At 51.1% G+C, this 13,410-nt stretch carries 11 protein-coding genes and 1 pseudogene; all 12 read left to right on the top strand.

The features are described 5' to 3' along the window. Nucleotides 1–7: 7 nt before the first annotated feature. Entirely contained in the window at nucleotides 8–1,588 is a 1,581-nt protein-coding gene (gene mobQ, locus B9O19_RS02865; protein WP_102365022.1) for a MobQ family relaxase, read from the top strand. 65 nt (nucleotides 1,589–1,653) lie between these two features. Next, the gene (locus tag B9O19_RS02860; protein WP_102365021.1) at nucleotides 1,654–2,298 is read left to right on the top strand and encodes a CHC2 zinc finger domain-containing protein; all 645 of its coding nucleotides are present in this window, start codon (nucleotides 1,654–1,656) and stop codon (nucleotides 2,296–2,298) included. Continuing rightward, nucleotides 2,267–3,604: a virulence-associated E family protein gene (locus B9O19_RS02855; RefSeq protein ID WP_102365020.1), complete on the top strand. Its 1,338-nt coding sequence runs from the start codon at nucleotides 2,267–2,269 to the stop codon at nucleotides 3,602–3,604. The genes B9O19_RS02860 and B9O19_RS02855 overlap by 32 nt, the downstream gene beginning before the upstream one ends. A 241-nt stretch (nucleotides 3,605–3,845) precedes the next feature. Continuing rightward, the gene (locus B9O19_RS02845; protein WP_002595102.1) at nucleotides 3,846–4,043 is read left to right on the top strand and encodes a hypothetical protein; all 198 of its coding nucleotides are present in this window, start codon (nucleotides 3,846–3,848) and stop codon (nucleotides 4,041–4,043) included. Beyond that, nucleotides 4,044–5,714, top strand: coding sequence for a recombinase family protein (locus tag B9O19_RS02840; RefSeq protein WP_005335872.1), 1,671 nt, complete (start codon nucleotides 4,044–4,046; stop codon nucleotides 5,712–5,714). It abuts the gene before it with no gap. 89 nt (nucleotides 5,715–5,803) lie between these two features. Then, nucleotides 5,804–5,887 (top strand): annotated as a pseudogene (locus tag B9O19_RS02835) (Maff2 family mobile element protein); the annotation flags it as partial. A gap of 70 nt (nucleotides 5,888–5,957) precedes the next feature. Next, nucleotides 5,958–6,821, top strand: coding sequence for a VirB6/TrbL-like conjugal transfer protein, CD1112 family (locus tag B9O19_RS02830; RefSeq protein ID WP_243101708.1), 864 nt, complete (start codon nucleotides 5,958–5,960; stop codon nucleotides 6,819–6,821). Between the two features lie 16 nt (nucleotides 6,822–6,837). Then, the gene (locus B9O19_RS02825) at nucleotides 6,838–7,734 is read left to right on the top strand and encodes a radical SAM protein (protein WP_172620950.1); all 897 of its coding nucleotides are present in this window, start codon (nucleotides 6,838–6,840) and stop codon (nucleotides 7,732–7,734) included. Nucleotide 7,735: 1 nt separating this feature from the next. Beyond that, on the top strand, nucleotides 7,736–8,128 hold the full coding sequence (locus B9O19_RS02820) for a PrgI family protein (RefSeq protein ID WP_102365019.1): 393 nt from the start codon (nucleotides 7,736–7,738) through the stop codon (nucleotides 8,126–8,128). After that, on the top strand, nucleotides 8,088–10,484 hold the full coding sequence (locus B9O19_RS02815) for a VirB4-like conjugal transfer ATPase, CD1110 family (RefSeq protein WP_102365018.1): 2,397 nt from the start codon (nucleotides 8,088–8,090) through the stop codon (nucleotides 10,482–10,484). Before B9O19_RS02820 ends, B9O19_RS02815 begins: the two co-directional genes overlap by 41 nt. Then, nucleotides 10,481–11,437, top strand: a complete 957-nt coding sequence (locus tag B9O19_RS02810) for a DNA-methyltransferase (protein ID WP_102365017.1) — start codon at nucleotides 10,481–10,483, stop codon at nucleotides 11,435–11,437. The genes B9O19_RS02815 and B9O19_RS02810 overlap by 4 nt, the downstream gene beginning before the upstream one ends. Beyond that, nucleotides 11,434–13,401 (top strand): C40 family peptidase, encoded by a 1,968-nt coding sequence (locus B9O19_RS02805; RefSeq protein ID WP_102365016.1) that lies wholly within the window; start codon nucleotides 11,434–11,436, stop codon nucleotides 13,399–13,401. The genes B9O19_RS02810 and B9O19_RS02805 overlap by 4 nt, the downstream gene beginning before the upstream one ends. The last annotated feature ends 9 nt before the right edge of the window (nucleotides 13,402–13,410 follow it).

The raw sequence follows: 13,410 nt of genomic DNA, 5'->3' as shown, positions 1-13,410 counted from the left end.
ACACGAAATGCCCTGTCCACACAACGAAATCTCGATTGTGCAGCGAAGCCAACAGCAGTCTGCGGTTGCCGCCGCTGCCTACCAGAGCGGCGAAAAGCTGTTCTGTGGATACGATCAGGAAGTGAAGCACTACCCGGAAAAGCGTGGTATCGTCCACAATGAAATCTTGCTTCCGGCAAATGCCCCACGGTCGTATGCAGACCGCAATACTTTATGGAACGCCGCCGAAGCGGTGGAGAAGCAATGGAATTCCCAGCTTGCAAGGCGGTGGGTGCTTACCATCCCCAGAGAGATACCGCCCGACCAGTACGCTGTCCTTGTCCGGGAGTTTTGTGAACAGCAGTTTGTTTCCAAAGGCATGATTGTTGACTTTGCCATCCACGACCCCTATCCGCCGGGACACAATCCCCACGCCCATGTCCTGTTGACTATGAGAGCAATGGACGAACATGGGAAATGGCTTCCCAAGAGCAGCAAGGTTTATGACCTTGATGAAAAAGGGGAACGGATAAAGCTGCCATCCGGCAGGTGGAAAAGCCACAAGGAGGATACGGTGGATTGGAACGACCAGAAGTATTGTGAAATCTGGCGGCATGAATGGGAGGTCATCCAGAACCGCTATCTGGAAGCCAATGACCGCCCGGAGCGTGTGGACTTGCGTTCCTATGCCAGACAGGGGCTTGATATTGTCCCCACTGTCCATGAGGGGGCTGCTGTCCGGCAGATGGAAAAGCGTGGTATCCAGACGAATATCGGCAACCTGAACCGGGAAATCAGAGCCGCCAACCGCCTGATGAAGTCCATCCGGCAGCTTATCCAAAACCTCAAAGGCTGGATTACCGAGCTGGGAGAAAAACGGAAAGAGCTGCTTGCACAAAAAGCGGCGGAGGAAGCGACACTTCTTCCCAATCTGCTGATGAAGTACATGGAGATACGAAAGGAAGAACGGAAGGACTGGACGAGGGCTGGACAGAACCGGGGGACTTCACAGGACTTAAAGGCAGTCAGCGAAGCCCTGTCCTATCTCCGGCAAAAGGGGCTTTCCACTGTGGAGGACTTAGAAGCGTTTCTGGAATCTTCCGGGAAATCAGCCGCAGATTACCGCAATCAGATGAAGCCAAAGGAAGCCCGCAGTAAAGTGATTGACAGGCTTCTTGCCAGCCGGACAGACTGCAAGGAATGTAAGCCCGTCTATGAAAAGTACCAGAAGATATTTTTCAAGAAAACAAAGGAAGCGTTCAAACAGGAACACCCGGAGGTTGCCCGGTATGAGAAAGCCGCCGCCTACCTTGCCAAGCACCCGGACGATAAGGATAAAACGAAAAAGGAACTGCAACAGGAGCAGGAAACGCTTCTTAGCGAAATCGCAGAGCTGAAAGTACCGCTGACCGAGGTACAGGCTGATTTGAAGAAGCTGCGGGACATCCGCTACTGGGTACGGAAAGCCACCCCCGGCACAGAGGAAAGCAAAGAGCTGCCCAAGAAACAGCCTATCAAAGAAGTCTTGCAGGATAAGGCTGACGAGAAAAAAGCACAAAGAACTGTCCCGGCACAGACAAAACACAAACAACAGGATATGGAACTTTAACAGGCACTTGCCATTTTCAATCAGAGAATGTCAGGTGCTTTTCTTTTTTTCAAGGAGGGATAGATTTGAATGTATTTGAAGCTGTGAAGCAGTCCGTTACAACAAGACAGGCTGCGGAGCATTATGGAATCCATGTAGGTCGAAACGGGATGGCTTGCTGCCCGTTCCATAACGATAAGACCCCAAGCATGAAGCTGGATCAGCGTTACCACTGCTTCGGCTGCGGTGCAGATGGGGATGTGATTGATTTTATCGCCGCCCTGTATGGGCTGGGAAAGAAAGAAGCCGCCGTACAACTGGCACAGGACTTTGGGCTTTCCTATGAGGACTGGAAGCCGCCGGGAAAGGTAAAAAAGCCCAAGCCCCGGCAGAAATCCCCGGAGGAACAGTTTCAGGAGGCAAAGAACCGATGTTTCCGTATTCTTGCCGATTATCTCCACTTACTCCGAGCATGGAGAAAGGAATATGCCCCGCACTCCCCGGAGGAAGCCTTTCATCCCCAGTTTGTGGAAGCCTTACAGAAGCAAGCCCAAGTGGAATATCTGCTGGATGTGCTACTGTTCGGGGAAACAGAGGAAAAAGCGGCTTTGATTACGGACTACGGAAAGGATGTGATACAGCTTGAACAGCGAATGGCAGAGCTTGCAGCCGCAGACGCAGCAAGAACTAAAAAACACCATGAACGCCATGCAACCGCCCCAGAGCATTGAGGAAATCAAGGCGGGGCTGGAAACCACCGAGAAAGGCGGTGTCCGTCAGAGCATACGGAACTGCCTGACCGTATTCCAGCGTGACCCGCTGCTTTCCGGGGCTATCGCATACAACATCCTGACCGACCGCAAGGACATCATAAAGCCCATCGGCTTCCACAGGGACAGCACCGCCTTAAACGATACGGACATGAAATATCTGCTTCTCTATCTGGAAGAAACCTACGGGCTTACCAATGAGAAAAAGATTGATAACGCCATCGGGATTGTGGCGAATGAAAACAAGTACCACCCCATCAGGGACTACCTCAATACACTTGTGTGGGACGGTACAGAGCGAATCCGCTTCTGCCTGCGGCACTTTCTGGGGGCTGACGCAGACGATTACACCTATGAAGCGTTGAAGCTGTTCCTGCTGGGTGCAGTCTCACGAGCCTTTCAGCCGGGGTGCAAGTTTGAAATCATGCTCTGTCTGGTTGGAGGTCAGGGGGCTGGCAAGTCCACCTTCTTCCGTCTGCTGGCAGTCCGGGACGAGTGGTTCTCCGATGATTTGCGGAAGCTGGACGATGACAATGTGTACCGTAAGCTGCAAGGTCACTGGATTATCGAAATGTCGGAAATGATGGCAACCGCCAACGCCAAGAGCATTGAGGAAATCAAGTCATTTTTAAGCCGGCAGAAAGAAGTTTACAAGATACCCTATGAAACCCACCCGGCAGACCGCCCCCGTCAGTGCGTGTTTGGCGGCACTTCCAATGCCCTTGACTTCCTGCCCCTTGACCGTTCCGGCAACCGCCGCTTTATCCCCGTCATGGTGTACCCGGAGCAAGCCGAGGTTCACATTTTGGAGGACGAAGCTGCTTCCAGAGCCTATATCGAGCAGATGTGGGCAGAAGCGATGGAGATTTACCGAAGCGGCAGGTTCAAGCTGGCTTTCAGCCCCACCATGCAGCGGTATCTCAAAGAACACCAGCGGGATTTTATGCCGGAGGACACCAAAGCCGGGATGATACAGGCTTACCTTGATAAGTACACCGGGGAAACGGTCTGTTCCAAGCAGCTCTACAAGGAAGCCTTAAATCACACCTTTGACGAGCCGAAGCAATGGGAAATCCGGGAAATCAACGAGATAATGAACCAGTGCATTACCGGGTGGAACTACTTTTCCAATCCAAGAATGTTTGCGGAATATGGCAGACAAAAGGGCTGGGAGCGTGAAATCCCGGCAACGGACACCGACAACCCGCCCGAAAAATCTATGGACGGTTTTGTGGAGGTCACGGAGCAGATGGAGCTTCCATTCTGAAAATGACAGCCCGTTGCCGACTTCGTTGCTATCCCGTTGCCGAGCCGGTTGCCGGGGAAAAACCCATAACTGCGGGCTTTTCTCCCCTATGACAACCAAAACAACAGAAAAATAAAAGAAAAGTATAAATAGTAACCACCGCCAGATTGAGATTGTTTGCAAGGTCTTTTGAAGCCCGTTGCCGGACTTCGTTGCCGACACCCTCTGTCTGGCTATTTTCATGTATGGAGGATAACTGCCTATGGCAAAAAACAAAACAGAGATTCATGTGACCACTGTATTTGACGGGGAGCTGGACGCCACCGATGTGTTCGTCAGCCTGATTTCCCAGAAATACGGCAAGACAAATACAAAAGAATATCTTGCTAAAAAGAAAGAATTGAAGTATAATGAAGATGAGGTTCAAAAGAGCCGGATACCGTCTGGATTGTGTGGGTAAATGGCTATGATGAACGAAATGGAATACAGAACAATCGGTTCGGCACTTGCCGGGGGCTATCGTGCAGCGGTCTATTGCAGACTGTCAAAGGACGATGACCTGCAAGGCGAAAGTGCCAGTATCGCAAACCAGCGTGATATGCTGGAAAAATACTGCGAAAAGCAGGGATGGGAGGTTGTGGCAGTCTATCAGGACGATGGCTTCACAGGTCTTAATATGGAGCGTCCTGATTTACAGAGAATGTTGAGATCCATTGAGCGCAGGCAAATCAACCTTGTTATCACGAAAGACCTCAGCCGACTGGGGCGTAACTATCTGCAAACCGGGCATTTGATTGAGGACTTTTTCCCAAGAAACGGGGTGCGCTATATCGCCATGAATGACGGTATCGACACCTTACGGGATAACAACGACATTGCCCCGTTCAAGAATATCCTGAACGAGATGTACAGCAAGGATATTTCCAAGAAAGTCCATTCCTCTTATCTTCTGAAAGCGCAGAAAGGACAGTTTACCGGGTGTCTTGCCCCGTTTGGGTATCGGAAAGACCCGGAGGACAAAAACCATCTGCTCATTGACGAGGAAACCGCCCCGATTGTGCGGCTGATTTTCGGATATGCCCTAAACGGTCATGGTCCGAACTATATCCGCAGACGGCTGGAGGAAGAAAAAATCCCCTGCCCCACATGGTGGAACCGGGAACGGGGGCTTCGCAATACCCGCACCAAATGGGAAAAGAAAGACCCGGAAAACGGGCGGTATATGTGGGACTTCTCCGTTATCAAAGACCTTTTGATGAATCCCGTCTACACCGGGGCGATTGCTTCCCAGAAAAAAGACTACCGCTTCAAAATCGGCACGATTGGGGAAAAGAAACCGGAGGACTGGGTTGTGGTTGAGGGACAGCACGAACCGCTGATTGACCGCATGAGCTTTGATATTGTGCAGAACAAGCTGAAATCCCGCCAGCGTCCGGGGCAGACCAATGAAATCAGCCTGTTTGCCGGACTGATAAAATGCGGCGAGTGTGGGAAGTCGCTGACGATACGCTACACAAACGCAAAACATCCCCAGCGGATTTACTCCTGCAAGACCTACAATGCCTTTGGAAAGAACCACTGCACCCAGCACCGGATTGATTATGACACCCTTTACAGTCATGTGCTGCGGAAAATCCGGGAATGTGCCAGAGCTGCCCTGATGGACGGAGAAGCGGTTGCCGACCGCCTGACCAATACCTGTGAAGCCGAGCAGCGGGAACAGCGGGAAGCAATGGAACGCTCCCTTACAAGGGACGAGGAACGGATTGAGGTTCTGGACAAAATGGTAATGCGGCTTTATGAGGATATGATTGCAGGGCGTATCAGTGAGCAGAACTTCAACACCATGCTGGAAAAGACGCAGACCGAGCAGACGGAGCTTAAAACAAAAGTGTCCGAGGGCAGAAAGCGGCTGTCCGATGAAGTCCAGCTTGCCAATGATGCAAAACAATGGGTGGAAGCCATTCAGGAATACGCCAACATCACAGAGCTGGATGCAGCCACCCTTAACCGCTTAATCAAAGAAATCGTCGTGCATGAGCGCATTGACGAAGATAAAACAAGACACATTTCTATCGAAATTCATTTTAATCTCAAACCCATCCCGGAGGTGGAACAGGTCACTGCCTGACCTGTCCCGCCTGGATGGTTCTCTTAAAAACACCATATAGATTTTTGTACGCCGCCGCCCGCCATCGAGCAGAATTTTACACCTAATTGGGGATAAAACAGCTCATGGCGGGCGGCGGCGTCGCTTTGATCGGCGGCACCCTTGTTCCCCTGCTTTCTCAACTTTTTGGATAATGCCTAAAACAAATACCACCCGCCGCGCCCTCTCGGAAACGGGAGGGCGCGGGAAAGGAGGGATTAACTTTTGATATGGCAGATGATTGAAGATTGGTTTCGCGGCATTTTGACAGACGGGATTTTATCAAACCTTTCCGGCTTGTTTGACAGCGTAAATACAGAGGTTGGAGAAATCGCAACACAAGTCGGCACGACCCCCGCCGGGTGGAACGCGGGCATATTCAACATGATACGCAGCCTTTCGGAAAACGTCATTGTGCCGATTGCGGGCGTTATCATTACCTTTGTCATGTGTTATGAACTAATCCAGCTTGTAATTGAAAAAAACAATCTGCACGATCTCGACACTTGGATATTTTTCAAATGGATTTTCAAAACCTTTGTTGCGGTGCTGCTGGTAACAAATACTTGGAACATCGTCATGGGTGTTTTCGACGTTACGCAGAGCGTCGTCAACGACAGCGCGGGCGTTATCCTATCCGACACAAGCATAGATATTGCAACCGTTATCACCGACATAGAAGCAAAGCTGGACGCTATGAGCGTGGGCGGTCTTTTGGGGTTATGGTTTCAATCCCTCTTTGTAGGGCTTACCATGAAAGCCCTGTCAATCTGCATTATGCTTGTGGTGTATGGGCGCATGATTGAAATATATCTTGTAACGAGCGTTGCCCCTATCCCTATGGCAACAATGGTAAATCACGAATGGGGCAGCATGGGACAGAATTACTTAAAATCTTTGCTTGCGCTTGGTTTTCAGGCGTTTCTGATCTTGGTGTGTGTCGGCATTTATGCGGTGTTGATACAAACAATCGCAGCGACCGACGACATTTCCGGCGCGATCTGGGCTTGCATGGGCTATACCGTCCTCTTGTGCTTTACGCTTTTCAAAACGGGAAGCCTTGCAAAGAGCGTCTTTTCGGCACATTAAGGGGGTGAGTTATGATTTGAAAATCGGTTTAATCGACGTTGACAGCCATAATTTCCCCAACCTCTGCTTGATGAAGCTATCCGCGTATCATAAAGCAAAGGGGCATACGGTGGAATGGTGGAACGCAAAGGGGCGGTACGACCTTGTATATAAAAGCCGCGTCTTTACGGACACCTATTCCAAAGACACGATAACCGTTACCAACGCGGAACAAGTTATTTTCGGCGGTACGGGCTACGACACGAAAAACCGCTTGCCGCCGGAAGTGGAACACAGTTACCCGGATTATTCTATCTACCCGCAGTTTTTCGGGATTGCCTACGGCTTTTTAAGCCGGGGTTGTCCGAGAAATTGCGGGTTTTGCATTGTCAGCGGTAAAGAGGGGCGCAAAAGCGTCAAGGTTGCGGATTTGTCCGAGTTTTGGAAATGGCAGCCGGAAATAAAAATCATGGACGCTAATCTGCTTGCCTGTCCCGACCATGAAAATCTCATTGAGCAGCTTATGCAGAGCCGCGCATGGGTGGATTTTTCGCAAGGGCTGGATATTCGCCTTGTGAGCAGGGATAATGTCAGCCTGTTAAATCGGGTGCGGATAAAAGCGGTACATTTTGCATGGGATAATCCCGACGAGGACTTGACCGGGTATTTCCAACGTTTTTTGGATTTGACCGCCATTAAGAGCAGCCGCCAGCGGCGCGTGTATGTTCTTACCAACTACGGCAGCACTCACGAACAGGATTTATACCGCGTGAACACCTTGCGGGCTATGGGCTTTGACCCGTATGTGATGATTTACGAGCGTCCAACCGCCCCGCCTGTTACCCGCCATTTGCAACGGTGGGTAAACAACAAGCGGCTTTTCTATGCTGTTCCCCGCTTTGAAGATTACATTCCGGGCAGAAAGGAGGTATGAAATGGCGTATGTAACCGTCCCAAAGGACTTAACAAAAATCAAAAGCAAGGTAATGTTCAACCTTACGAAAAGACAGTTAGTTTGTTTCAGCGCGGCGGTAGCAATCGGACTGCCGCTGTTCTTTTTGGTAAAAGGCAGCGTTGGAACGAGCGCAGCGGCATTGTGTATGGTGCTTGCCATGCTGCCTATGTTTTTGCTTGCCATGTACGAGAAAAACGGGCAACCGCTGGAAGTGATTATTCGGCAATTTGTGGAAGTGAAGTTTCTTCGCCCCAAAGAGCGACCTTATCAGACCAACAATTTTTATGCCGCCCTTGCGCGGCAAGAGCAATTAGATAAGGAGGTACGGGCGATTGTCAAAGGAAAAGAAAAACACCCAAAACGAAAAGCGTAAACTTACGCGGCAGGAAAAGAAACAGATCAACGCGCTTATCCGGCAGGCAAAGGGCGACGGGAAGCCCCATACGGCGCAGGACAGCATACCGTTTGAGCGAATGTATAAGGACGGGATTTGCCGCCTTGCAAACGGGCGGTATTCCAAGTGCATTGAGTTTGAGGACATCAACTATCAGCTTGCGCAGCCGGACGACAAAACCGCCATTTTTGAAGCCCTTTGCGATATGTATAACTCGTTCGACGCTTCTATCAACGTGCAGCTTTCCTTAATCAGCCGCCATGCGAACAAGGACGATTTCAAGAACAGTATCACGATTGCGCCGCAGAATGACGACTTTGATAGTATCAGAGCCGAGTACACCGAAATGCTGCAAACGCAGCTTGAACGCGGAAACAACGGGCTTATCAAGACCAAGTTTCTTACCTTTACCGTTGAAGCAAAGGACATTAGATCGGCGCGGGCGCGTCTTGCCCGCATTGAAACGGACACCCTCAACCATTTTAAGGTGATCGGCGCAGCGGCGCGGGTATTGGACGGGAAACAGCGTCTTGAAGTGCTGCATGGGATTTTCCACCCGGACGGGGAACGCTTTAACTTTGCGTGGGAATGGCTACCCACAAGCGGTCTTTCCGTCAAAGACTTTATCGCCCCGTCCTCTTTCCGATTTGGCGACGGGCGAATGTTTCAAATGGGCGGCAAGTTTGGTGCGGTTTCCTTTTTGCAGATCGTCGCGCCGGAACTCTCCGACCGTATGCTTGCCGACTTCATGGACGCGGAAAACGGGATTATCGTCAATCTGCACATTCAGAGTATCGACCACAACGAAGCAATCAAGACGATTAAGCGCAAGATCACCGACCTTGACCGCATGAAGATTGAGGAACAAAAGAAAGCAATCCGCAGCGGGTACGACATGGATATTATTCCGTCCGACCTTGCCACCTACGGAGGGGAAGCAAAAAACCTACTCCGCGATTTGCAGAGCCGCAACGAAAGAATGTTTCTGCTCACGCTGCTTGTCTTAAACTTTGCGGATACCAAGCAGAAATTGGATAACGAAGTGTTCGGGGCGGCAGCAATCGCACAGAAATACAACTGCATTTTGACCCGCCTTGACTATCGGCAGGAACAGGGGCTTATGTCCTCTATCCCGTTAGGGGAAAATCTTGTCAATATCCAGCGCGGCTTGACGACCAGCAGCACCGCCGTTTTCGTCCCCTTTACGGTGCAAGAGCTGTTCCAAAGCGGCGAAGCATTGTATTACGGCTTAAATGCCCTTTCCAACAACATGATTTTGTGCGACCGAAAGAAGCTGAAAAATCCCAACGGCTTGATACTCGGCACACCGGGCAGCGGCAAAAGTTTTTCTGCAAAACGCGAAATCACAAACGCTTTTCTCATTACGGCAGATGATATTATCATTTGCGACCCCGAAGCAGAATATTACCCCCTTGTCGGACGTTTGAAAGGACAGGTTATCAAGGTTTCGCAGAACAGCACGCAGTACATTAACCCTATGGATATTAACCTCAATTACAGCGAGGGCGACACGCCCATAGCCTTAAAGAGCGATTTTATCCTTTCCTTTTGTGAGTTGATTATGGGGGGTAAAAACGGGCTGGAAGCTGTCGAAAAGACCTTAATTGACCGCGCCGTTATCAGCGTGTACCGCAACTACCTTGCCGACCCGAAGCCCGAAAATATGCCGATTTTGGGCGACCTCTACGACGAGATCAAGAAGCAGCCGGAAAAGGAAGCGCAGCGTATCGCGGCGGCGTTGGAACTCTATGTAAACGGCAGCTTGAACATTTTTAACCACAGGACAAACGTTGACATTCATAATCGCCTTGTCTGCTTTGATATTAAGGAACTCGGTACACAGCTTAAAAAAGTCGGTATGCTTATCGTCCAAGACCAAGTATGGAACAGAGTAACGGTAAACCGCAGCGAGGGCAAGGCGACGCGGTATTACATCGACGAGTTTCATTTGCTCTTGAAAGAGGAACAGACCGCCGCCTATTCCGTCGAGATTTGGAAGCGTTTTAGGAAGTGGGGCGGTATTCCGACAGGTATCACCCAAAACGTGAAAGATTTGTTGTCGTCCCGCGAGGTGGAGAACATCTTTGAAAACAGCGATTTTGTCTATATGCTCAACCAAGCCCAGGGCGACCTGGAAATCCTTGCCAAGCAGCTTAACATTTCGCAGCAGCAAATGACCTATGTAACCCATTCCGAAGCGGGCGAGGGACTTATCTTCTATGGCAACGTGATTTTGCCCTTTATTGACCGTTTCCCAAAAGATACGGAACTCTACCGCGTGATGACGACCAAGCCCGGCGAGGTGTCGGCATGAGGATAGAAACGGATAAAATCTATTGCGGCGACAGCTTGCAAGTGCTTCAAACCTTGCCGGATAACTGTTTGGATTGTTGCGTAACGTCCCCGCCCTACTATGCTTTGCGCGATTACGGCACAGACGGGCAGATCGGGCGGGAAGCAACGCCGGAGGAATATGTTTCCCGCATTACAGCGGTTTTCCATGAGGTAAAGCGGGTGCTTACGCCGGAGGGTACTTGTTGGCTGAATATCGCGGACACTTATTGCGGTACAGGCAGCAAAGCCGACCACCAAGACCCGAAATATCCCAAAGGCAGGAACGGGCAGCAAGTGGCGGTAAACCACCGCGCCCCCGGCTGCAAGCCAAAAGACCTAATCGGTATTCCGTGGCTTGTAGCCCTTGCCTTGCGGGGCGACGGTTGGTATTTGCGCAGTTCTATCATTTGGCATAAGGGAAACGCCATGCCGGAAAGCGCGCGGGACAGACCGACGCGCTGCTATGAATATGTGTTTCTGCTTACCAAGTCGAAGAAATATTACTACGATTGGCAAGCAGTAGCCGAGCCGATAGCCCCCACAACGGCGGTACGGCTGAAAAGCGGAGTTGGGAAAGGCAACAAATATGCTGCTACCGTTCCGGGGCAAAACCAGCCGCAGAAAATCAACCGCCCCCGCAGGAAAGGCGCATACACCGACGAAATGATTTCCCCCGTCCGCAGCCGCCGCAACGTTTGGCAGATCAACACAGCTTCCTATCGCGGCGGGCATTTTGCAGCGTTCCCGCCGAAACTTGCGGAAACGTGCATTTTGGCGGGCTGTCCTGTCGGCGGGATTGTGCTTGACCCGTTTTTAGGCAGCGGCACGACCGCAGCGGCGGCAAAAAGCCTTTCCCGCCGCTATATCGGTATAGAGATCAATCCCGAATACTGCACCCTTGCAAAACAGCGTATTGGAGGTGATGAACATTGAGCAAGGAATTAAAAGCCCCCGACAAGGTAACACAGAAAATGACCCGCGACGGGGCGGTTGCGGAAAACCTTACAACGGGCGAAACGACGAGTATCAGCGAAAGACCGCCGGAGGAAAACTATTCAGCCCCCGCAGCGGGAGCAGCGGAAAAAGCGACCCAACGTATCGGCACAGAGGTTAGCCGCCATTTAGAAAAGGGCGCGGAGAAAAAGGCCCTTGACGCAGCGCAGCTTAAAACCCATACGTCCCGCTTGCAGTTTTCCGAAGCGGAACGGGCAACGCCGGAACTGCAAAAGGCAATCAAAAAATCCGATACGGCGGCTGACCGTTTAGACAAAGCGCGGGCAGCTATCCCCAAACAGACCAAAATCACAAAAGAGCGCGTTTTTGACGAGGCCAAAGGCAAAGCAAAGACGCGCCTTGCTTTTGAAAAGACGGATAAGCCCCCAAACGGTAAATTGCGTCATAACCCGTTATCCCGTCCGGCGCAGGAATTGGACGCCGCCGTACATGGAAAAATCTATGAGGTAGAGAAAGAAAATGTCGGTGTGGAAAGCGGACACAGGATAGAACTTGTGGGCGAGAAAGCGGGCGGCATGACGACGCGGGCGGTAAAACGCGGCATACGCAGCCATAAGCTGAAACCCTACCGGGCAGCGGCAGCAGCCGAGAAAAAGGCAGCAAAGGCAAACGCCGATTTTCTCTATCAAAAGGCGCTGCATGATAACCCCGCCCTTGCGCACTCTAACCCGATTTCCCGGTTTTGGCAAAAGCAGCGCATTAAAAAGCAGTATGCAAAGGCGTTGAAAACAGGCGGCAAGGTGAAAAAGACCGCCGAAGCCACCGCAAAGGCGGCGAAGAAAACGGCGCAGGAAACAAAGCGGGCGACGTTCTTTGTCGTCCGGCATTGGAAAGGCTGTTTGATCGTGGGCGGGATTGCCTTTATCGTGCTTCTGTTTTTCGGCGGCTTGTCCTCTTGTTCCCTGTTCGGCGGCAACAGCGGCAGCGGTTTGATTGCGTCGTCCTATCTTTCCGAGGACGCGGATATTACGGGCGCGGAAGCAGCTTACACCGATATGGAAGCAGAGTTACAAGATATGCTGGATAATATCGAACGCGAATACCCCGGCTACGACGAATACCGGGTAAACGCGGACGAGATCGAGCATGACCCTTATGTGCTAATCTCTATCCTTTCCGCGCTGCATGAGGGCGTATTTACGCTCGATGAAGCGCAAAGCACCCTTGAAATGCTCTTTGAGAAACAGTATATCTTGACGGTTACGGAGGAAGTCGAGGTACGCTACCGCACCGAAACGCGGACGGACAGCGAGGGCAACGAATACGACGTTGAAGTACCCTATAACTATTACATTCTCCATGTGGATTTGGAAAACTTCAACCTCTCCCATGTTCCCGTTTACATTATGGGCGAGGAACAGCTATCCATGTACGCTATGTATATGTCGTCGCTTGGAAACAGACCCGACCTTTTCCCACAATCCGGCTATATCTCAAAATACTATGAAAACCCGCCAGCGGATTATGAAATCCCGCCCGCCTATCTGGAAGATGAACAGTTTGCGCGATTGATTGAAGAAGCGGAAAAGTATGTCGGTTTTCCCTATGTGTGGGGCGGCAGCAGCCCGGAAACCTCTTTTGATTGCAGCGGTTTTGTTAGCTATGTGCTGACGAACAGCGGCTTATACAATACGGGCAGACTTGGGGCGCAGGGGCTTTACAACATTTCAACCCGCGTTTCCAACCCGCAGCCGGGGGATTTGGTTTTCTTTACGGGTACATACGACACGCCGGGGGTATCTCATGTGGGTATCTACGTTGGCGAGGACGGGGACGGAAGCCCCGTCATGCTGCATTGTGGCGACCCGATACAATACACAAAACTTGATACAAGCTATTGGCAATCCCATTTTTACGCCTATGGGCGGCTACATTACAACTGACTTTGAAAG

The sequence above is a fragment of the Monoglobus pectinilyticus genome, assembly GCF_002874775.1.
GTDB lineage: Bacteria > Bacillota > Clostridia > Monoglobales > Monoglobaceae > Monoglobus > Monoglobus pectinilyticus.
The sequence above is the reverse complement of the archived record's forward strand: the minus strand, read 5'-3'. Positions and strand labels throughout refer to the sequence as shown.